This window comes from Pseudomonas sp. NFACC08-1 (genome assembly GCF_900106735.1).
Taxonomy (GTDB): domain Bacteria; phylum Pseudomonadota; class Gammaproteobacteria; order Pseudomonadales; family Pseudomonadaceae; genus Aquipseudomonas; species Aquipseudomonas fluorescens_Q.
Window position 1 is genome coordinate 84,153 of sequence record NZ_FNNL01000018.1, and the last position, 21,217, is coordinate 105,369.

Consider the following 21,217-nt stretch of genomic DNA (forward strand, 5'->3'; position numbering starts at 1 on the left):
ATCTGTTAGACCGCGTTGCCTTCATCGCGAGCGAGCTTGCTCGCGATAGCGCCCTTCAACTCACCACAAGAACCACCATTGACAACGATCAAGGCCCACCATCGCCGCAGAATCCACACTGGCCCAAACCCATCGTGGAGATCACCGTCATGCCCCTTTCCCTGGCCAAAATGCGCCGCCAGTACACCCTCGATGGCCTGGATGAAGTCCAGGCACCCGACGACCCCATGGCTTTGTTCAGGCTCTGGATGCAACAGGCCCGAGACACCGAAAGCCCGCCGGTGGAAGCCAACGCCATGGCGTTGGCGACGGTGGATGAGCAGGGCCGGCCTCACTGTCGGGTGTTGTTGCTCAAGGGCTTCGACGCCCAGGGCTTTTCGTTTTTCGGCAACTATGACAGCGCCAAGGGACAGAACCTGGCGGCCAACCCTTGGGCGGCCATGACGTTTTTCTGGCCGGGGCTGGAGCGGCAAGTGCGGATTGAAGGACTGGTCTGCAAGCTTGATCCCGCGTTGTCGGATGCCTATTTCGAGTCCCGTTCCGTCGCCAGTCGCCTGGGTGCCTGGGCGTCGCCACAAAGCCGACCACTGGAGGACAGGGCCGCGCTCGAGACCTTGCTGGTGCAAACCGAACAACGTTTCGCCGATCAACCGGTGCCACGTCCCGCGCATTGGGGCGGCTATTGCCTGCGACCCGAGCGACTGGAATTCTGGCAGGGCCGCGCTGACCGTTTGCACGATCGCCTCGACTACCGCCTGCAGGATGGCGCCTGGCAGCGCAGCCGCCTGGCGCCTTGAGCGCCGAGGGAGGTACCTCCAAGGAGGAATAGGCCCGGCAACGATTGCGGTTCAGGCTGGGCCATCTTTTCTGACAGGACGGCTGATCATGGCCCATCTGACGCAACGCCTCTTTCAACCACTGAACATCGCGGTCCTTACCATCAGCGATACGCGAACCTTCGACACCGACACCTCGGGCCAAACCCTGGCGGACCTGCTGCAAACAGCCGGACACGTGCTCATCGACCGTGGGCTGGTGAAGGACGATATCTACCAGATCCGCGCCCAGGTCTCCCAATGGATCGCCGACCCCAAGGTGCAGGTGGTGTTGATGACCGGCGGCACTGGGTTCACCCCGCGCGACAACACCCCCCAAGCGGTGGCGCCGTTGCTGGACAAGCACGTCGACGGTTTTGGTGAGTTGTTCCGCCAGGTGTCCCTGGCGGAAATCGGTATGTCCACGCTGCAATCGCGCGCCTTGGCGGGCATGAGCAATGGCGTGCTGGTGTGCTGCTTGCCAGGCTCGCCGGGGGCTTGCCGGACCGGCTGGGAAAAGATCCTGGTCGGGCAACTGGACAGCCGCACTGGCCCGTGCAATTTCACCCCGCATCTCAAGCCGCAGGCCGGCATTGCTCCGACCGCCTGCGAGACACGCTCGTGAGCGGCAAGGTGTGCGACAGCGGCGTGCTGATGCCGGTGGATGAGGCGATTCGTCATCTGCTCGACCAGGCCCCGCCGCCACCGCCCGTGCAACGGGTTGGCCTGGATCAGGCCCTGGCGCGTGTGCTGGTCGCCGACATTCTGTGCCCGATGAACCTGCCGGCCTGGGATAACAGTGCGATGGACGGCTATGCCCTGCGGGCCGCTGACCTGCCGGGTGACGGCGGCTACCTGCTGTTGGGCGGGCGGATCGCCGCGGGTGACGAGCCGGGCGAGCCGTTGCAGGCCGGGCACGTCGTGCGGATTTTTACTGGCGCGCCGCTGCCACCGGGGGCCGACACGGTGGTGCCGCAGGAAAGCTGTCGCGTCGATGGCGAGCGGGTCTGGTTGCCGTCGGTCAGCGGCGGTGACCATGTTCGCAAGGAAGGCGAGGAACTGCGTCGAGGAGACCGGCTGCTCGAAGCCGGCACGCGCTTGCGTGCCCAGGAGTTGGGTTTGCTCGCCGGTGCCGGCGTCGGCCAGGTGGACGTCTATCGCCCCTTGCAAGTGGGCTTGCTCAGCAGCGGCGATGAGCTGCGCGAGCCGGGCGAGCCACTGGCGCCAGGACAGATCTACAACAGCAATCGTCATAGCCTCGCCGCACTGCTGCGCGGTTGGGGTGTCGAGGTGCATGACTTCGGGGTCATGCCCGACCAGCTATTGGCCAGTCGACAAGCGTTGCGCCTGGCCGCCGCCGAATGCGATGTGCTGATCACATCGGGCGGTGTCTCGGTGGGTGAAGAAGACCACCTCAAGCAAGCCATCGAAGCCTTGGGCAGCATCGACCTCTGGCGCCTCGCCATCCAGCCGGGCAAGCCCCTGGCCTTTGGGGATGTGGAAGGCAAGCCATGGATTGGGCTACCGGGCAATCCTTCAGCGGCGTTGATTACCGCGTTGATCGTCGTGCGTCCCTTCCTGTTCCACGCCCAAGGCATGCGCGACGTGCTGCCTGTACCGTTGCAACTGCCGGCCGGGTTCGATTGGCTCAAGCGCAACCGACGCCGGCAGTACCTGCGGGCCAGGTTGGTCCCGGATGCCAACGGCCACCTGTGTGTGGAACTGCACCCTCAGCAAAGTTCGGCGATGCTGACGGCCGCTTGCTGGGCCGATGGGCTGGCGGTGGTGGAGTGTGAGGCGCAACTGCACAAGCACGATAAAGTGCTGTACCTGCCATTCGCGAGCCTGATGCATTGACGGCAATTGATTGCCGTCAAGGTCGCCGGCCGAGGGCTGGCTAGACTGGCGGCGCTTGAGTTTTTCTCATGAGGATGCCCCATGCAACTGGTTTGCCCGGCAGGGAATCTGCCTGCCCTCAAAGCGGCGGTGCGCCAAGGCGCCGATGCCGTCTATGTCGGCTTTCGCGATGACACCAATGCTCGGCATTTTGCCGGGCTGAACATGGACGACAAGCAGTTCGACGCGGCTGTCGCACACATCCGTCAGCACCAACGCAAGCTGTACGTGGCGGTCAATACTTACCCGCAGCCCAAGGGCTGGGAGCGCTGGCAACGGGCGGTGGACCGTGCCGCCGATTTCGGCGTGGATGCCCTGATTGCCGCCGACCCCGGCGTGCTCGGCTACGCCAGCCAGCGTCACCCGAAACTGGCGCTGCACCTGTCGGTACAAGGCTCGGCGACCCATGCCGCGGCCCTGGCTTTTTACGCCCAGCGCTATGACATCCGCCGCGCCGTGCTGCCGCGGGTACTGTCCCTGGCCCAGGTGCGACAGGTGGCGGCTGCCAGCCCGGTGCCGATCGAAGTGTTCGGTTTCGGCAGCCTGTGCATCATGGCTGAAGGCCGTTGCCACTTGTCTTCCTACATCACCGGCGAATCGCCGAACCTGTGCGGCGTCTGCTCGCCCGCCAAGGCGGTGCGCTGGAGCGAGGATGCCCAAGGCCTCAGCGCACGCCTGAGCGAGGTGCTGATCGACCGCTACACCCCCGAAGAACCGGCCGGTTATCCGACCCTGTGCAAAGGCCGCTTCCTGGTAGGCGGCAAGCGTTTCCATGCGCTGGAAGAACCCACCAGTCTCGACACCCTTGACCTGTTGCCGGAGCTGGCGGCCATCGGCGTCGAAGCGGTGAAGATCGAAGGTCGCCAACGCAGCCCGGCCTATGTTGAACAAGTGACCCGGGTCTGGCGCGCCGCACTGGATGCCCACCAGGTCGCGCCGCAACGGTTCCGGGTGCGGGAAGAATGGCGCCAGGTGCTGGCTGGCTTGTCCGAAGGCAGCCAGACCACCCTGGGTGCCTACCATCGATCATGGCAATGAGGGGAGGCCAGATGAAACTCAGCCTGGGACCGGTCCTGTTTTACTGGGACAAAGCGCAACTGGGGAATTTCTATGCCGAGATGTCGGCATTGCCGCTGGACGTGATTTACCTGGGGGAAACTGTGTGCTCCAAGCGCCGGGCCTTTTCTCTGGATCAATGGCTGGGGCTGGCGCGCGAGCTACAGACGTGCAGTCGGGCACAGATCGTGTTGTCGAGCCTGACACTGATCGAAGCGGCTTCGGAGCTGTCTTCGCTGCGCCGTCTGTGTGACAACGGCCAATTATTGGTGGAAGCCAATGACATGGGCGCGGTGCAGTTCCTGGCCGAACGCAAGCTGCCTTTCGTGGGCGGTCCGGCGTTGAATTTGTACAACGGTCACGCCCTGGGCCAATTGCTCGACAGCGGCATGGTCCGCTGGGTGCCACCGGTGGAGTGTTCGGCGGCGCTGATTGGCGATGTGCTGGAGCAAGTGCGAGACATGGAGCGTGAGGTGCCTGAAGTCGAGATCTTTGCCTACGGCCATCTGCCCCTGGCTTACTCGGCGCGCTGCTTCACCGCTCGTGCCGAAAACCGGCCCAAGGATGACTGCCAGTTCTGCTGCATCAATTACCCCGATGGCCTGGCGCTGAGCAGTCAGGAGGGCCAGCCGTTGTTTACGCTCAATGGCATCCAGACGATGTCCGGTGAGGTGAGCAACCTGCTGGCTGATTACAACGCTCTGGTGGCTTGCGGGGCCGACATCCTGCGCTTGAGTCCGCGAGCCCAGGGCATGGCCGAGGTGGTCAGCGCGTTTGATCGCGTGCGCCAGGGGGAGGCGCCGCCGCTGTTTGTCGAGGGCTGCAACGGCTACTGGCACGGCCATGCCGGCATGTTGAAGGTAGAGGAGGCGGGCCTGTGTTGAGTCCGAAGAAGTGGGTGCTCAAGGGCGCTGACCGCTTGCTGCTGCTGGTGGGCAAGGTGCCGTTCGTGGTGCAGCGCCTGGCGTTGCAACAGGCGCTCAATCGTTGCCTGGCCGAGCCGCTGCGCGATGGCGGGTTCGATGTGCTGCGTGGACGCTGGTTGTGCCTGCGGGTGCCGGACCTAAAGTTGTGTTGGTACCTGACCCTGGCGCGGGATGGATTGCGCATCGCCGAGCGGGCCGAGGCCCAGGTCACCATCAGCGGTAACTGGCGCGAGTTCCTGTTGCTGGCCAGCCGTCAGGAGGATCCCGATACGTTGTTCTTCCGGCGGCGGCTGGTGATCGAGGGGGACACGGAGCTGGGGCTGGCGCTGAAGAACCTGATCGACAGTCTTGATCCGGAGGTATTGCCGCCTTGGTTGTGGCGCAATCTGGAGCGGGCGGGCAAGGGGTTGGCCGCAGTGTGATGAAAGCCCCAACCCTATTGCCCCTGGTGTATTCCTGTTCCGGTTGCTCCAACGTGGCGCAACTGGCCAACAACGTGGCCTTGCGCCTGGACCGCGCTGGCCTGGCCGAGATGTCCTGCATCGTCGGGGTCGGCGGGCATGTGGCGCCGCTAGTCAACAAGGCACGCTCGGGGCGGCGGATCATTGCCTTGGACGGTTGCCCGTTGCGATGCGTCCAGGCGTGCTTGCAGCAACACGACCTGGAAGCGGATGTGCATGTGATCCTGAGTCAGTTGGGCTGGCGCAAGCGTTTCGGGGTCGAGTGCTCGCAAGAAGAGGGTGATGCGTTGTTCGAGCGGTTGATACCGATGATAGGGGTTGATCAAAGCCCCTGAGCCAAACACCGATCCCGTGGCGAGGGAGCTTGCTCCTGCTGGGGGCGAAGCACCCCCAAGTTTGCCACAGCGGTGTGTCAGATTGATTGTGTCTGGCCTTTTTGGGGCTGCTGCGCAGCCCAGCGGGAGCAAGCTCCCTCGCCACAGAGGGTGCACTTGCTCGGGCTATTGCTGGTAAGCCTCCAGCACTTCCTCGGCCAGGATGCGAATAGGGGTTGATCAAAGCCCCTGAGCCAAACACCGATCCCGTGGCGAGGGAGCTTGCTCCCGCTGGGGGCGAAGCACCCCCAAGTTTGCCACAGCGGTGTGTCAGATTGATTGTGTCTGGCCTTTTTGGGGCTGCTGCGCAGCCCAGCGGGAGCAAGCTCCCTCGCCACGGAGGGTGCGCTAGCTCGGGCTATTGCTGGTAAGCCTCCAGCGCTTCCTCGGCCAGGATACGAATGTTGCGCCGTTCCATGGCGATCAGGCCACCGTCCACCAAGCGATGCAGAATGCGCGAGAAGGTCTCTGGCTGAATCCCCAGCTTGGAGGCCACCAGGCGTTTGGACACCTGCAGCACCAACTGACCGTTGCGTGGATCGCGCTCCTGCAGCAGGAAATTGATCACCCGCCGACTGGCGCTGGCCAGGGTCAGGTTGTCGATGTCCTTGAGGCGTTGGTGCAGGTGGATGCTCATGCTCGCCAGGATCGCCAGGCAGACTTTGGGCTGGTCCTCCAGGGCCTTGCGGTAGTGGGTGCCCTCGATGCTCACCAGTACGCTGTCCTTGATTGCCGACGCACTGACCGGGTAGCACCGGGCCTCGCTGAATAGCAGGGCCTCGGCGAAGGTCTGTCCGGGCTGGATGATCTCCACCAGGTTCTCCTGGCCTTCGCCGGTGACCCGGAACAGCTTGATCTGGCCACTGACCAGCAGGAAAAACCGCTTGGCCGGGTCGCCCTGGTGCATGAGCGTGCTGTTGCTGTCCAGGCGCCTGAGGACGGCCAGGCTGCAGACATCTTCAAAGACCCGCTCCGGCAATTGGCTGAACAGGTGATGGCGACGCAACAGTAAAACGATGGAAGGGTGGGTCAGCATGGCGTACCTCCGCGTGCCGTCATGGTAGGGCCCAAATCGTCGCCGGCCTATGCCTCGGCAGGCCTACCTCGGAAGAGGGAGGCCTGATGACTATCCTTGTGGCGAGGGAGCTTGCTCCCGCTGGGCTGCGTAGCAGCCCCAAAAAACAGGGCCGCTGCGCGCCCCAGCGGGAGCAAGCTCCCTCGCCACAGGTTATGTGTTGCTCATGGGATCTATTCGCCAGGCCTAACCCGCCCCGCGCAAATGCTCCATCGCCCACACCGCCGCTTCGACCCGTGAACGCAAGCCGAGCTTGTGCAGCAGGTTCTTCACATGCACCTTGACCGTGCCTTCGGTGATGCCCAGCTTGTGCCCGATGACCTTGTTGCTGTAGCCGCCAGCGATGGTCTTGAGCACCTGGCGTTCGCGCTCGGTCAGTTCTACATCGGCCTGGCGCGGTGGCGAGCGCAGCGCCTGGGCCATGACGCGGGTTAGGCCGGGGCTGATCACCAGGGCGCCGTTGAGGGCATCGCGGATGTACTGGATCAGCAACTCCGGCTCCATGTCCTTGAGCAGGTAGCCGTTGGCGTCCAGGCGCAGTGCGTCGCGGATGTCGTCCTCGGCATCGGACACGGTGAACAGCAGCACCTTGCCGGTGTAGTGCATGGCGCGCAGCCGGCGCAGGGTCTCGATGCCGTTCATCTGCGGCATGTTGTTGTCCAACAACACCAGGTCGGGCTTGAGCGGTTCGATCAGGGTCAGGGCTTCTTCGCCGTGGCTGGCTTCGCCAACGATCTGCAAATCGTCTTCGAGCTCAAGCATCTGACGGATGCCGCGACGCATCATCGGATGATCGTCGACCAGTAGCAGGGTGTGGTGCAGGGGGGCGTTCATGTTGCGAGGCCTTCGGTGTGTTGGCCCAGGAATTCCGGTTGGAAATGCACCTGGATGCGGGTGCCCTGGGGGGTACGGGAGTGAATCTGGAGCTGGCTGCGCAGGCTGCGGGCCCGTTCGTTCATGATGTTCAGGCCATGGTGTTCGCGCTGGTCCACCTCGCCGCTGAAGCCCCGGCCATCGTCTTCGATCGACAGCCGCACGGTCTCGCCTTCCTGGCGCAGTTCGAGCCAGGCGTTTTCGGCATGGGCATGGCGCAGGCAGTTGGACAGGGCCTCACGGGTGATCTGCAGGATATGGATCTGCTCGCTGGCCGACAGCTCGAAGGCCAGGGTGTCGACGAACAGATGCACTTTGAAGTCCCCGCGGTTGGAGAACTCCTCGGCAGTGTCCTTGAGTTCTTCGACCAGGCCGTCATCGTGGATCTGCAAGCGGAAGGTGGTCAGCAACTCGCGCAACTGGCGATAAGCATTGTTGAGCCCTTCGCGCAGTTCACCGGTGACGGTCTCCAGGGTCTGCACCGGTTCGCCCCGACGCATCAGGGTCTGCATGCGGCTGACTTGCAGCTTCATGTACGACAAGGCCTGGGCCAGGGAGTCGTGGAGTTCGCGGGCAATGATCGTGCGTTCATCGAGCAGCAGCAGACGATGGTCCTGTTCGCGCTGGCGCTTGAGCGATAGCGACGTACCAATCAGGTTGGCCAGGGCCTGGATCAATGCGGTTTCCCAGGGCTGCGCGGCGTGGCCGTCGACAAAATGGGCCTTGAGCTCACCCAGTTCGTTGCCCTGGTTGCTGATGCTGAAGGCTTGCGGGCGTGCAGCGTTGTGTTTATGACAACTGGCGCAATCGCTGCTGGCGCAGACCTGGCGGCTGTCGGCGCCATGCAACGCCAGCAGGTGCCTGGCCGGTGCCTGCAATTGCCCTTGCAGGCACAGCGTCAGGCGCAGGCCCGGCAGGCGTTGTTGGAAGCGTCGGATCAGTTCATCCAGCCCTTCGGCATTGGCTTGTCGCGTCGCCAGGCTGCGACTGCTTTGGTACAGCAGTTCCAGGGCGGCGTTGGCCTGTTGCAGGTTCAGGGTCTTTTGCTGGACCTGGTTTTCCAGGGTGCGGTGCGATTGCTCGATGGTCTCGGCCATGGTGTTGAAACTGGTCGCCAACTGGCCCAGTTCATCTTCGGACTGGTGATTGACCCGCACCTGGAATTCGCCACGACGAAAGCGCTGGGTGGCGTCCACCAACTCCTGCAAGGGCGTGACCACGCCGTACTGCAATTCATACAGTCCGATCAGCAGGATGATCATGGTGCTGAACAGCGCCGCGCCCTGGATCACCTGCTGCCAGCCTTGCTTGTGCTCGCTCTGACGTTGCAGCAGGGTGACGAACTGGTCCAGTTGATCGACGAAGGTGTTGGCGCTGGCCTGGAAAAATGCCGAGTCACCACGCTCGATGGCCGGGCGCAAAGTCTGGTTCCAGCGCTGCACAAGGTCGCGATAGCTCTTGTGCAGGGAGGTTTCCGGCCCATCTTCCAGCACGGCGCGCAGGGCAGGGCTGTCGAGGCGTTGTTGCAGGCTGGCGATGATCGCGGGGACGTCGTCGTTGGCCCCCGCCGCCAGTTTCCAGCTCAGGTGGTAGGTCTCCATGCGCACGGAGCCAGCGGTATTGATAGCGGCAGCGTCGCCCTGGCTGAACCAGGCGATCAATCCGGCGCTCAAGGAACTGGCCAGGGCCAGGATGGCGATGAGGATCACCGCCAGCCCGGCGCGAGCGGGCAGGGAGCTGCGCAGCCAGCGCATCATCGACGCGGGCCTGCGGGGCAAAACTGTGAAGCGAGCATAGGGGCGCCCTGGACCTGGGGGGTGTAGCAGCCAATCCTGGGCGCACTACCTCTAAAGAGTTGTCGGCCGCTCCATTTCCATAAAAGCTTCGGCAGACTTGTTCAAGATATTGATAAATAAAGGGTTGTATCAATATCCGGGTCTACCTCCTTGGAGGTAGACGGGGCAAGCATAGGCCTGGACCGCCCCGGCGCACGTTGACCCAAGTCAAGTTTTTGCGGGGTTCGTATCACTAGGCTGCGCTCATCGAACTGACGGAGTGCATCGTGATGCGAGCGCAAGTGCAACAAGGGCTGGTACTAGGGATGAGTACCCTGGCCTTCACCGTGTGCTTCATGGTCTGGATGATGTTTGCCGTGCTCGGCGTTCCGATCAAGGAGCTGCTGGCCCTCAACGAGACCCAATTCGGCCTGCTGGCGGCCACGCCGGTGCTGACCGGCTCGCTGGTGCGTTTGCCCCTGGGGCTTTTGACCGACCGCTTTGGCGGGCGGATCGTGTTCTTCCTGCTGATGCTGTCCTGCGTCCTGCCGCTGTACTTGATCACCCTCGCCACGGCCTTCTGGCAGTTCCTGGTGCTGGGCCTGTTCGTCGGCCTGGCCGGCGGTTCGTTCTCGGTGGGCATCGCCTATGTCGCCAAGTGGTTCGACAAGCAGAACCAGGGTTTCGCCATGGGCGTGTTCGGTGCCGGCAACGCGGGTGCGGCGGTGACCAAGTTCCTCGCTCCGGCCCTGATCGCGTTCGGCTCCTGGCACCTGGTGCCCAAGGTGTTCAGCGCCATCCTGTTCATCACCGCGCTGCTGTTCTGGTTTCTCACCAGCGAGAAAAAGGAGCACAGCGGCACCGGCGGCGCCACATTGCGCGAGCAGTTGAAAACCCTGAAAGAGCCGGCCGTGTGGCGCTACTGCCAGTACTACTCCATCGTGTTCGGCGGCTACGTGGCCCTGGCCTTGTGGATGACCAAGTACTACGTGCAGGAATACGGCTTCAGCCTGCAAAGCGCGGCGCTGCTGGCGGCGTGTTTCTCCCTGCCTGGTGGCGTGCTGCGGGCCGTCGGTGGCTGGATGTCCGACCGCTGGGGCGCCCAGAGCGTGACCTGGTGGGTGTTGTGGGTCAGCTGGATCTGCCTGTTCCTGCTCTCCTACCCCCAGACCCAACTGCAAGTGCAAACCGTCAACGGCATCGTCGATTTCCATATCGGCCTCAACGCCACGCTGTTCACCGTGCTGCTGTTCGTGATGGGCATCGCCTTCGCGTTCGGCAAGGCCTCGGTCTTCAAGTACATCGCCAACGACTACCCGAAAAACATGGGGGCAGTGTCCGGCATCGTCGGCCTGGCCGGCGGCCTGGGCGGGTTCGTGCTGCCGATCATGTTCGGCGCCCTGGTGGACCTTACCGGCGTGCGCTCGTCCTGCTTCATGTTGATGTACGGCGTGGTCTGGGTCTCCCTGGCCTGGATGTACTTCAGCGAAATACGCAAGCGCCCGCTGCTGGGTAAACAGCCGCCGGCCATTCAATCCCCGTTTTCCAGCATTGCCCAAGGAGAAGAACATGTCCGTTCTGCAAACGCCTGAAAAGGGCCCGGTCATTCATGACTGGCGTCCGGAAGATCCTGCTTTCTGGGGCAGTAGCGGCAAACTGACCGCCCGGCGCAACCTGTGGATTTCCATCCCGGCGCTGCTGTTGGCCTTCGCGGTGTGGATGGTCTGGAGCACGGTGATCGTGCGCCTGAATGCCATCGGCTTCAGTTTCAGCACCGACCAACTGTTCTGGCTGGCGGCATTGCCGGGGCTGTCCGGTGCGACCTTGCGCATCTTCTACTCGTTCATGGTGCCGATCTTCGGTGGCCGGCGCTGGACCGCCCTGAGCACCGCATCGCTGCTGATCCCGGCGTTGTGGATGGGCTTCGCTGTGCAGAACCCGGCCACGCCCTACAGCGTGTTCGTGTTGATCGCGTTGCTCTGCGGTTTTGGCGGCGGCAACTTCGCCTCGAGCATGTCCAACATCAGCTTCTTCTACCCCAAGTCCCAGCAAGGCACGGCCCTGGGCCTGAACGCCGGGCTGGGTAACCTGGGGGTGTCGGTGATGCAGTTCAGCGTGCCGTTGGTGATCTCTTTCGGCGTGTTCGGCTTCATGGGCGGCCAGCCCCAGGTGTTGGCTGACGGCAGCTCGCTGTGGTTGCAGAACGCCGGTTTCATCTGGGTGCCGTTCATCCTGGCCGTGACCCTGATTGCCTGGTTCGGCATGAACGACCTGTCCAGCGCCCGTGCTTCGTTCAGCGAGCAGGCGGTGATCTTCAAGCGCAAGCACAACTGGCTGATGTGCTGGTTGTACCTGGCGACCTTCGGCTCGTTCATTGGCTTTTCCGCCGCGTTTCCCCTGCTGATCAAGACTTCGTTCCCGGAAGTCATCGCCCTGAAATTCGCTTTCCTCGGCCCGCTGGTGGGCGCGCTGGTGCGGCCGTTGGGCGGCTGGCTGGCGGACAAGCTCGGTGGGGCCAAGGTCACCTTGTGGAACTTCGTGCTGATGATTCTGATGGTGTTCGGGGTCATGCACTTTTTGCCCCAAGGCGGCCAGGGCGGCAACTTCTACGGCTTCCTGGGCATGTTCATGTTGCTGTTCATCACCACGGGTGTGGGCAACGGTTCGACCTTTCGGATGATTCCGGTGATCTTCCGCACCCTGCATGAAAAAGCCGCCCTGGGCAAAAAGCCCGAGGTGCGCGAGCAAGCGCTCAAGAATGCCGGCAAGGAGTCGGCCGCGGTGCTGGGCTTCAGCTCGGCCATGGGCGCCTTCGGGGCATTCTTCATCCCCAAATCCTTCGGCACTTCGATGGCCCTGACCGGCGGCCCGGAGATGGCCTTCTACATGTTCGTCGGCTTTTACCTGAGCTGCATCGTGGTGACCTGGTGGTGGTACGCCCGCAAGGGCGCGGCGACACCCTGCTAAGACGAATTCAACTATTGCGTGGGCGGGGCGCAGACCCCGCGGAGCAAGCCTGAGAGGAACACACTGTGAGTCATTTATTGGATCAACTGCGGTTTTTCAACCGTAAGCAAGGCGAGTTTTCCGATGGGCACGGCGAGACCCGCAAGGAGTCCCGCGACTGGGAGAACGTCTATCGTTCGCGCTGGCAGTACGACAAGATCGTGCGGTCCACCCATGGGGTGAACTGCACCGGTTCGTGCTCGTGGAAAATCTACGTCAAGAACGGCTTGATCACCTGGGAAACCCAGCAGACCGACTATCCGCGTACCCGCAACGATCTACCCAACCACGAACCACGCGGCTGCCCTCGCGGCGCGAGCTACAGCTGGTACATCTACAGCGCCAACCGGCTCAAGTACCCGAAGATTCGCAAGCCATTGCTCAAGCTGTGGCGCGAAGCCCGGCAGACCCTGCCACCGGTGGAAGCCTGGGCCAGCATCGTCGAGGACAAGGCCAAGGCCGACTCCTATAAAAGCAAGCGCGGCATGGGTGGCTTCATCCGTTCCAACTGGGAAGAAGTCAACGAGATCATTGCCGCCGCCAACGTCTACACCGTCAAGACGCACGGCCCGGACCGGGTGGTGGGCTTCTCGCCGATCCCGGCCATGTCGATGGTCAGTTATGCCGCCGGCTCGCGCTACCTTTCGCTGATCGGTGGCGTGTGCCTGAGCTTCTACGACTGGTATTGCGACTTGCCGCCCGCTTCGCCGATGGTCTGGGGCGAGCAGACCGACGTGCCGGAATCGGCCGACTGGTACAACTCCAACTACATCATTGCCTGGGGCTCCAACGTCCCGCAGACCCGTACCCCTGACGCCCACTTCTTCACCGAGGTGCGCTACAAGGGCACCAAGACCGTGGCGATCACCCCGGACTATTCGGAAGTCGCCAAGCTCACCGACCTGTGGCTCAACCCCAAGCAGGGCACCGACGCCGCACTGGCCCAAGCCTTCAACCATGTGATCTTCAAAGAATTCCACCTGGACAAGCCCAGCGCCTATTTCACTGAATACGCCAAGCGCTACACCGACCTGCCGGTATTGGTGATGCTCAAGCCGATGCTTGGCGCTGCGCCGGGTGCCGGTTACCAGCCGGACCGTTTCCTGCGGGCTAGCGACCTGACCGACAACCTCGGCCAGGACAACAACCCGGAATGGAAAACCATCGCCATGGATGCCGCCGGCGAACTGGTTTCGCCCCAAGGCTCCATCGGCTATCGCTGGGGCGAGAAGGGCAAGTGGAACATCCTGCCCCGTGAGGGCGGCGAGGGACGTGAGATCGACCTCAAGCTGAGCCTGATCGGTGGCGACGTCGCCGAGGTGGCCTTCCCGTATTTTGCCGGCGAAGCCCAGGAGTACTTCCAGCACGTGGCCGGTGATGCGGTTCAGTTCCGTCGGGTGCCGGTGCACAGCGTGGTGCTGGCCGATGGCAGCGTGGCGAAAGTCGCCACTGTCTTCGACCTGTCGGCGGCCAACCTGGCGATCGACCGTGGCCTGGGCGGCGCCAACGTTGCCAAGGACTATGACGACGCTTCGGTGCCCGGCACCCCGGCCTGGCAGGAGCAGATCACTGGCGTAAGTCGCGAGAAGGCGATCCAGATCGCCCGCGAGTTTGCCGACAACGCCGACAAGACCCGTGGACGCTCGATGATCATCGTCGGTGCAGCGATGAACCACTGGTACCACATGGACATGAACTACCGCGGGCTGATCAACATGCTCATGCTCTGCGGTTGCGTCGGCCAGACCGGCGGCGGTTGGGCTCACTATGTGGGCCAGGAAAAACTCCGTCCGCAATGCGGCTGGCTGCCCCTGGCCTTTGGTCTGGACTGGAACCGGCCGCCACGGCAGATGAACGGCACCAGCTTCTTCTATGGCCACAGTTCGCAATGGCGCCACGAGAAGATGAGCATGCACGACGTGCTCTCACCCCTGGCCGACAAATCGCAGTTCCCCGAGCACGCCCTGGACTACAACATCCGTGCCGAACGGGCCGGCTGGTTGCCGAGCGCGCCGCAACTCAACACCAACCCGCTGCACATCTGCCGCGATGCCGCCGCCGCGGGCCTGGAACCCAAGGACTACGTGGTCAAGTCGCTGCAGGACGGTTCCCTGCGCTTTGCCTGCGAACAGCCGGACAGCCCGGTGAACTTCCCGCGCAACATGTTCATCTGGCGTTCCAACCTGCTGGGCTCCTCGGGCAAGGGCCACGAGTACATGCTCAAGTACCTGCTGGGCACCAAGAACGGCGTGATGAACGAAGACATCGGCCATAGCACCGAGTGCAAACCCACCGAAGCCGAATGGGTCGACGAGGGCGCCATTGGCAAGCTCGACCTGGTGACCACCCTGGACTTCCGCATGTCCTCGACCTGTGTGTATTCCGACATCGTCTTGCCGACCGCCACCTGGTACGAAAAAGACGACATGAACACCTCGGACATGCACCCGTTCATCCACCCACTGTCGGCCGCCATCGATCCGGCCTGGGAATCGCGTTCGGACTGGGAAATCTACAAGGGCATCGCCAAGGCGTTTTCCGCCATGTCGGTCGGCCACCTGGGTGTCGAGAAAGACCTGGTCACCGTACCGCTGATGCACGACAGCGTCGGCGAACTGGCCCAACCCTTTGGCGGCACCGACTGGAAAAGTGCCGGTGTGGCGCCGGTCCCAGGCAAGAACGCACCGAACCTGCAGGTGGTGGAGCGCGACTACCCGAACATCTACAAGCAGTTCACCTCCCTGGGCCCGATGCTGGAAAAACTCGGCAACGGCGGTAAGGGCATCAACTGGAACACCGAGACTGAAGTGAAATTCCTCGGCGAACTGAACCACAAGGAAGTCGAGGCCGGCATCAGCCAAGGGCGACCAAAGATCGACAGCGCCATCGACGCCGCCGAGGTGATCCTGTCCCTGGCCCCGGAAACCAACGGCCATGTCGCGGTGAAAGCCTGGGCAGCGCTGTCGGAGTTCACCGGCATCGACCACAGCCACCTGGCCGTCTCGAAGGAGCACGAGGCCATTCGTTTCCGCGACATCCAGGCCCAGCCACGCAAGATCATTTCCAGCCCGACCTGGTCTGGCCTGGAAGACGATCACGTGAGCTACAACGCCGGCTACACCAACGTCCATGAGTCGATCCCATGGCGCACCATCACCGGTCGCCAGCAGTTCTACCAGGATCACCCGTGGATGCAGGCGTTCGGCGAGCAGCTGATGAGCTATCGGCCACCGGTCAACACCCGCACCATCGCCGGCGTGAAGGGCAAGCGCAGCAATGGCGAGACCGAGATCGTCTTGAACTGGATCACCCCGCACCAGAAGTGGGGCATCCACAGCACCTACAGCGACAACCTGCTGATGCTGACCCTGAGCCGTGGCGGACCGATTGTCTGGCTCTCGGAAATCGACGCCAAGCGCGCCGGTATCGAGGACAACGACTGGATCGAATGCTTCAACGTCAACGGCGCGCTGACCGCCCGTGCGGTGGTCAGCCAACGGGTCAAGGAAGGCATGGTGATGATGTATCACGCCCAGGAACGGATCGTGAACGTGCCAGGTTCCGAAACCACCAAGACCCGTGGCGGCCACCACAACTCGGTGACCCGCGTGGTGCTCAAGCCCACCCACATGATCGGTGGCTACGCCCAGCAGGCCTACGGCTTCAACTATTACGGCACGGTCGGTTGCAACCGCGACGAATTCGTCGTGGTGCGCAAGATGGTCAAGGTCGATTGGCTCGACGGTTCCAGTGGCGATGATCTGCCGCGTCCACTGCCGACTGATATCGAGGAGAACTGAGATGAAGATTCGCTCACAAATCGGCATGGTCCTGAACCTGGACAAATGCATCGGCTGCCACACCTGCTCGATCACCTGCAAGAACGTCTGGACCAGCCGCGAAGGCATGGAGTACGCCTGGTTCAACAACGTCGAATCCAAGCCGGGCATCGGCTATCCCAAGGAATGGGAAAACCAGGACAAGTGGAAGGGCGGCTGGATCCGCAACGCAGACGGTTCGATCAACCCGCGCATCGGCGGCAAATTCCGCGTACTGGCGAATATCTTCGCCAACCCGGACCTGCCGAGCCTGGACGATTACTACGAACCGTTCGACTTCGACTACCAGCACTTGCACACCGCACCGCTGGGCGAGCACCAGCCCACCGCGCGACCACGCTCGGTGGTGTCCGGCAAGCGCATGCAGAAGATCGAGTGGGGCCCGAACTGGGAGGAAATCCTCGGCACTGAATTCGCCAAGCGGCGCAAGGACAAGAACTTCGACAAGATCCAGGCGGACATCTACGGCGAGTACGAAAACACTTTCATGATGTACCTGCCGCGCCTGTGCGAGCACTGCCTGAACCCGGCGTGCGCGGCGTCGTGCCCGAGCGGCGCGATCTACAAGCGCGAAGAGGACGGCATCGTCCTGATCGACCAGGAGAAATGCCGTGGCTGGCGCATGTGCATCAGCGGCTGCCCTTACAAGAAGATTTACTTCAACTGGAAGAGCGGCAAGTCGGAAAAATGCATCTTCTGCTACCCGCGTATCGAAGCCGGGATGCCGACTGTTTGCGCTGAAACCTGCGTCGGCCGGATCCGTTACCTCGGCGTGCTGCTGTACGACGCCGACCGTATCAGCGAAGTGGCGAGCACCGCCGATGAGAAGGACCTGTACGAGAAGCAACTGGAGATTTTCCTCGACCCCAACGACCCGGCAGTGATTCGCCAAGCCCTGGCCGATGGCGTGCCGCAGTCGGTGATCGATTCGGCGCAACGCTCGCCGGTCTACAAAATGGCCGTGGATTGGAAACTCGCACTGCCGCTGCACCCGGAATACCGCACCTTGCCAATGGTCTGGTACGTGCCGCCACTGTCGCCGATCCAGAACGCTGCCACGGCTGGCACCGTGGGCATGAACGGGGTGATCCCGGACGTCGACAGCCTGCGCATCCCGCTGCGCTACCTGGCGAACATGCTCACCGCCGGTGATGAAAAACCGGTCAAGCTTGCGCTCAAACGCTTGCTGGCGATGCGTGCCTACAAACGTTCCGAGCAGGTCGACGGCGTGCAGGACCTGCAAGTGCTGGCCGACGTCGGCTTGAGCGTGAACCAGGTGGAAGAGATGTACCGCTACCTGGCCATCGCCAACTACGAAGATCGCTTCGTCGTACCAAGCGCCCACCGCGAAGACGCCATGAGCGACGCGTTCGCCGAGCGCTCCGGTTGCGGCTTCAGCTTTGGCAGCGGTTGCAGTGGCAGCTCCGACACCAACATGTTCGGTGGCAAGAAGGCCAACCGCCGCGACGTGATCAAAACCGTGCAGTTGTGGGAGGAATGAGCATGCGCATTCTCAAGGTGATTTCGTTGCTGCTCGACTACCCGACCGAGACCCTGGTGGCCGGTCGGGATGAGCTGGAACAAGCGATTCTCCAGGCACGGGAAATCAGTCCCAACCAGCGCGCCGGGCTGTTTGAATTGCTGGAGGTGATCTGCGGCAAGGACCTGATGGATGGCCAGGAGCACTACGGTGCGCTGTTCGGCCGCGGTCGTTCGCTGTCGCTGCTGCTGTTCGAACATGTCCATGGTGAATCCCGCGACCGTGGCCAGGCCATGGTCGACATGATGGCCCAGTACGAAGAGGCCGGTTTTGCCATCGGCGTCAAGGAACTACCTGACTACATCCCGCTGTACCTGGAGTTTCTTTCCACCCGCGAAGACCTCGAGGCCCGCGAGGGCCTGGCCGATGTGGCGCACCTGCTGGCCTTGCTCGCGGCGCGCCTGGACGAACGTGAAAGTGCCTACGCCAGTTGCTTCCGGGCCTTGCTACAAATCGCCGGGGCCGAGCCTCAGGTGGCCGTGGCCGAGTTGCGCGAGCAAGTGAAGGCCGAGCCACGGGATGACTCCCTCGAGGCCCTGGACAAGGTCTGGGAAGAAGAGGCGGTGGATTTCATGAAGGCCGAACAGCAGGACCGTTGCAGCTCGATGCCCAGCGCGCCGGGCAAGGCGCGAGACGAAAGTGCGGTGCCGCTGCACTGGGTGGATTTTCAGCATGAAGGGCTGGCCGCAGCGCCAGCCGGGGAGGTGGGTAATGTCTAAATGGGATCTGTTGTTGTTCGGGGTCTACCCCTATGTCGCCTTGGCGATTTGCCTGCTTGGCAGTTGGGCACGCTTTGATCTGTCCCAGTACACCTGGAAGGCCGGTTCCAGCCAGATGCTGAACAAGCGCGGCATGCGCGTGGCCAGCAACCTGTTTCACATCGGCGTGCTGTTCGTGCTGGCCGGCCACTTCGTCGGCCTGCTGACACCCTCGGCGATCTACCACCACGTGCTGAGCACCGAGAACAAGCAGTTGCTGGCGATGGTCTCCGGCGGTTTCTTCGGCGTACTGGGCCTGATCGGCCTGGTGATGCTGCTCAACCGTCGCCTGACCGACCCACGGGTTCGCGCCACCTCCAATGCGTCGGACATCCTCGTGCTGGTGGTGCTGCTGGTGCAACTGGTGCTGGGGCTGATGACCATCGTGGCCTCTACCGCCCATATGGACGGCTCGGTAATGGTGATGCTGGCTGACTGGGCCCAAAACACCGTGCTGTTGCGTCCGGTTGAAGCCGCTACCTCGATAGCGCCGGTAGGCCTGGTCTACAAGCTCCACGTGGTGCTGGGCCTGACCTTGTTCGTGTTGTTCCCGTTCACTCGTCTGGTCCATATCGTCAGTGCGCCGGTCTGGTACCTGGGACGTCGTTATCAAATCGTTCGGCAGAAGTTTTGAGGAGAAGATCATGGCGAGTGGATGCGGATGTGGCGGTAGTGGTGGCGGCAGCGGCGGCTGCGGTTCTTCGGCAAAAGCGGCACCGGTGATCGCGCCGGTGGCCGATGCCGAACCGGCGGGGGCGGTGCAGTTCGAGCCGGCCCAGGCCGGGCCGGTGGCGGAGGATGAAGCGCCACAGTTGATTGCCAGCAGTGAACAGGAGTGGCCGATCATCAGCGTCAACGGGGTGTCGATCACCCCGCAGGCGATGGCCCAGGAGCTGCAATACCACCCGGCGGAAAGCCGCGAGGAGGCGGTTTATCAGGCGGCACGGGCCTTGGTGATTCGCGAATTGCTCCAGCAACGCATCGCCGAACTGGGCCTGGCGTTACAGGTCGGCGCCGGCGAAAACGAAGAGGAAGCGGCCACGCGGCTATTGCTCGAACGTGAGGTGCAGGTGCCGCAGTGCGACGAGGCCACCTGCTTGCGTTATTACGAAAGCAACCGAGCGCGGTTTCACAGCGCACCGTTGCTGGCGGTGCGGCACATCCTGCTCGAATGCGCGCCGGACGATGCCGAGGCGCGCAGCCTGGCCCATGTCCAGGCCGAGCTGCTGCTGGAGCGGCTGGATCAGTTCCCGGGCAGTTTTGCCGAGTTGGCGCTCAAGCATTCGGCGTGTCCATCCAAGGAGCAGGGCGGCTCGCTGGGGCAGATCAGCAAGGGCCAGACTGTGCCTGAGCTGGAGCGCCAGTTATTCACCCTGCCGGCGGGCCTGGCCGGTAAACCGCTGGAAAGTCGCTATGGCTGGCACGTGATCAGCATCGACCAGCGCATCGAAGGCCAGCCATTGCCGTACGAGGCGGTGGCGACGGCGATTCGTACCCAGTTGCAGCAGGGCGTGTGGCAAAAAGCGCTGGTGCAGTACCTGCATACCCTGATCGGTGCGGCGGACATTCGCGGCATTCATCTTCAGGGTGCCGACTCGCCGCTGGTGCAGTGAGTACGGGCTCAATCAGGAGGTCTTCATGAATGCGGTGTTGCAGGACGGATTTGGGCGCCAGATCGATTATTTGCGGATGTCGGTGACCGATCGTTGTGATTTTCGTTGTGTGTATTGCATGGCGAAAAACATGACGTTCCTGCCGCGTCAGCAAGTGTTGACCTTGGAGGAGTTGCAGCGCCTGGCGCGGCTGTTCGTCGGCCTGGGAGTGAAGAAAATCCGCCTGACCGGTGGAGAGCCGCTGATCCGTCCGGGCATCGTCGGGTTGTGTCGCGAGATCGCGGCGTTGCCCGGCCTGCGGGAACTGGTGATGACCAGCAACGGCTCGCAGTTGGGGCGATTGGCCCAGCCGCTGGTCGAGGCTGGCGTCAAGCGCATGAACATCAGCCTCGACAGCCTGGACGGTGAACGTTTTCGGGCGATTACCCGCAACGGCAACCTGGACCAGGTGCTGGCCGGGATTGAAGCGGCGAAGGTCGCTGGGTTCGAGCGGGTCAAGCTCAACTGTGTGGTCATGAAGGGACGCAACTTCGATGAAGTCCCGGCGCTGGTGCAGTACGCCATCGATCAACGCATCGACATCAGTTTTATCGAGGAGATGCCGTTGGGGGAGGTGGGGCGTTCCCGGGGCGAGTCGTTCTGTTCCAGCGATGAGGTCCGGGCTGTGATCGCCGCTCATCACCGGTTGCTCGACAGTACGGAGAACAGTGGTGGCCCGGCGCGTTATGTACGTTTGGAACAGCATCCGGATACCCGGATCGGTTTCATTTCCCCCAACACTCACAACTTCTGCGCCAGTTGCAATCGCGTGCGCATGACCGTTGAAGGGCGCTTGCTGTTGTGCCTGGGGCAGGAGGATTCTCTCGATCTGCGTGGCTTGTTGCGGCGTTATCCTTTGGATGACCAGCCGGTTATTCAGGCGGTGCAGAAGGCGTTGCGTGGGAAGCCTTTGCGCCATGACTTCAATCCTGGTGGGGAGGTGCAGATTGTGCGGTTCATGAATATGAGTGGGGGTTAAGGGCTTACGCAGACCCCGTGGCGAGGGAGCTTGCTCCCGCTGGGGTGCGCAGCAGCCCCGTACTGTTCTGAGCGCTGGGATTTGTTGATTGGGGGCATATCCGTTGCTGCGGTAACGGCCACTTAGGGTTCCGCCCTGACGGCGGCTCACTTTTGAGAAGCGCAAAAGTAAGCAAAACGCTTTTGCCCCACC

General features: G+C 62.7%; 18 protein-coding genes. 15 read left to right on the top strand and 3 right to left on the bottom strand.

Annotated features, from left to right (window positions below; translation table 11 throughout):
* Positions 1-149 precede the first annotated feature (149 nt).
* The 7 genes from pdxH (at position 150) to BLU76_RS27325 (ending at position 5,489) form a co-directional block, all read left to right on the top strand.
* Positions 150-797, top strand: coding sequence for a pyridoxamine 5'-phosphate oxidase (pdxH, locus tag BLU76_RS27295; RefSeq protein ID WP_092145764.1), 648 nt, complete (start codon positions 150-152; stop codon positions 795-797).
* Positions 798-885: 88 nt separating this feature from the next.
* Positions 886-1,440, top strand: a complete 555-nt coding sequence (gene moaB, locus BLU76_RS27300) for a molybdenum cofactor biosynthesis protein B (protein WP_072347918.1) — start codon at positions 886-888, stop codon at positions 1,438-1,440.
* A complete protein-coding gene (gene glp, locus BLU76_RS27305; protein ID WP_092145761.1) occupies positions 1,437-2,672 on the top strand; it encodes a molybdopterin molybdotransferase MoeA in 1,236 nt (411 codons plus the stop codon). The genes moaB and glp overlap by 4 nt, the downstream gene beginning before the upstream one ends.
* An 81-nt stretch (positions 2,673-2,753) precedes the next feature.
* Entirely contained in the window at positions 2,754-3,749 is a 996-nt protein-coding gene (locus BLU76_RS27310) for a ubiquinone anaerobic biosynthesis protein UbiU (protein ID WP_092145759.1), read from the top strand.
* 11 nt (positions 3,750-3,760) lie between these two features.
* Complete coding sequence (locus BLU76_RS27315; protein WP_092145757.1) at positions 3,761-4,651, top strand: U32 family peptidase; 891 nt, start codon at positions 3,761-3,763, stop codon at positions 4,649-4,651.
* Entirely contained in the window at positions 4,645-5,115 is a 471-nt protein-coding gene (locus tag BLU76_RS27320) for a ubiquinone anaerobic biosynthesis accessory factor UbiT (protein WP_092225253.1), read from the top strand. Before BLU76_RS27315 ends, BLU76_RS27320 begins: the two co-directional genes overlap by 7 nt.
* Positions 5,115-5,489: a putative zinc-binding protein gene (locus tag BLU76_RS27325; RefSeq protein WP_092225255.1), complete on the top strand. Its 375-nt coding sequence runs from the start codon at positions 5,115-5,117 to the stop codon at positions 5,487-5,489. The genes BLU76_RS27320 and BLU76_RS27325 overlap by 1 nt, the downstream gene beginning before the upstream one ends.
* Positions 5,490-5,886: 397 nt before the next feature.
* On the opposite strand, the gene BLU76_RS27330 is transcribed toward BLU76_RS27325, so the two are convergent.
* From BLU76_RS27330 to BLU76_RS27340, 3 genes are all read right to left on the bottom strand, one after another.
* A complete protein-coding gene (locus BLU76_RS27330; RefSeq protein ID WP_063320852.1) occupies positions 5,887-6,564 on the bottom strand; it encodes a Crp/Fnr family transcriptional regulator in 678 nt (225 codons plus the stop codon).
* 225 nt (positions 6,565-6,789) lie between these two features.
* Entirely contained in the window at positions 6,790-7,437 is a 648-nt protein-coding gene (gene narL / locus BLU76_RS27335) for a two-component system response regulator NarL (protein ID WP_063320853.1), read from the bottom strand.
* On the bottom strand, positions 7,434-9,233 hold the full coding sequence (locus BLU76_RS27340; protein WP_092145753.1) for a HAMP domain-containing protein: 1,800 nt from the start codon (positions 9,231-9,233) through the stop codon (positions 7,434-7,436). The genes narL and BLU76_RS27340 overlap by 4 nt, the downstream gene beginning before the upstream one ends.
* A 308-nt stretch (positions 9,234-9,541) precedes the next feature.
* On the opposite strand from BLU76_RS27340, the gene BLU76_RS27345 reads away from it, so the two are divergent.
* The 8 genes from BLU76_RS27345 to moaA all read left to right on the top strand — a co-directional run bounded on the left by BLU76_RS27345 (position 9,542) and on the right by moaA (position 21,025).
* On the top strand, positions 9,542-10,843 hold the full coding sequence (locus tag BLU76_RS27345; protein WP_371856951.1) for an MFS transporter: 1,302 nt from the start codon (positions 9,542-9,544) through the stop codon (positions 10,841-10,843).
* Positions 10,821-12,218, top strand: coding sequence for a NarK family nitrate/nitrite MFS transporter (locus BLU76_RS27350; RefSeq protein WP_092145748.1), 1,398 nt, complete (start codon positions 10,821-10,823; stop codon positions 12,216-12,218). Before BLU76_RS27345 ends, BLU76_RS27350 begins: the two co-directional genes overlap by 23 nt.
* A 65-nt stretch (positions 12,219-12,283) precedes the next feature.
* Positions 12,284-16,057 carry a nitrate reductase subunit alpha gene (locus tag BLU76_RS27355; protein WP_092225257.1) on the top strand — a complete coding sequence of 1,258 codons (3,774 nt, stop codon included), beginning with the start codon at positions 12,284-12,286 and terminating at the stop codon, positions 16,055-16,057.
* A gap of 1 nt (position 16,058) precedes the next feature.
* Positions 16,059-17,597, top strand: a complete 1,539-nt coding sequence (gene narH / locus BLU76_RS27360; protein ID WP_063320858.1) for a nitrate reductase subunit beta — start codon at positions 16,059-16,061, stop codon at positions 17,595-17,597.
* A 2-nt stretch (positions 17,598-17,599) separates the two neighbouring features.
* The gene (gene narJ, locus BLU76_RS27365) at positions 17,600-18,355 is read left to right on the top strand and encodes a nitrate reductase molybdenum cofactor assembly chaperone (protein ID WP_092145744.1); all 756 of its coding nucleotides are present in this window, start codon (positions 17,600-17,602) and stop codon (positions 18,353-18,355) included.
* Complete coding sequence (gene narI, locus BLU76_RS27370; protein ID WP_063320860.1) at positions 18,348-19,028, top strand: respiratory nitrate reductase subunit gamma; 681 nt, start codon at positions 18,348-18,350, stop codon at positions 19,026-19,028. Before narJ ends, narI begins: the two co-directional genes overlap by 8 nt.
* Positions 19,029-19,038: 10 nt before the next feature.
* A complete protein-coding gene (locus tag BLU76_RS27375; RefSeq protein ID WP_092225259.1) occupies positions 19,039-20,007 on the top strand; it encodes a peptidylprolyl isomerase in 969 nt (322 codons plus the stop codon).
* 25 nt (positions 20,008-20,032) lie between these two features.
* Complete coding sequence (gene moaA, locus BLU76_RS27380) at positions 20,033-21,025, top strand: GTP 3',8-cyclase MoaA (protein WP_092225261.1); 993 nt, start codon at positions 20,033-20,035, stop codon at positions 21,023-21,025.
* Positions 21,026-21,217 lie beyond the last annotated feature (192 nt).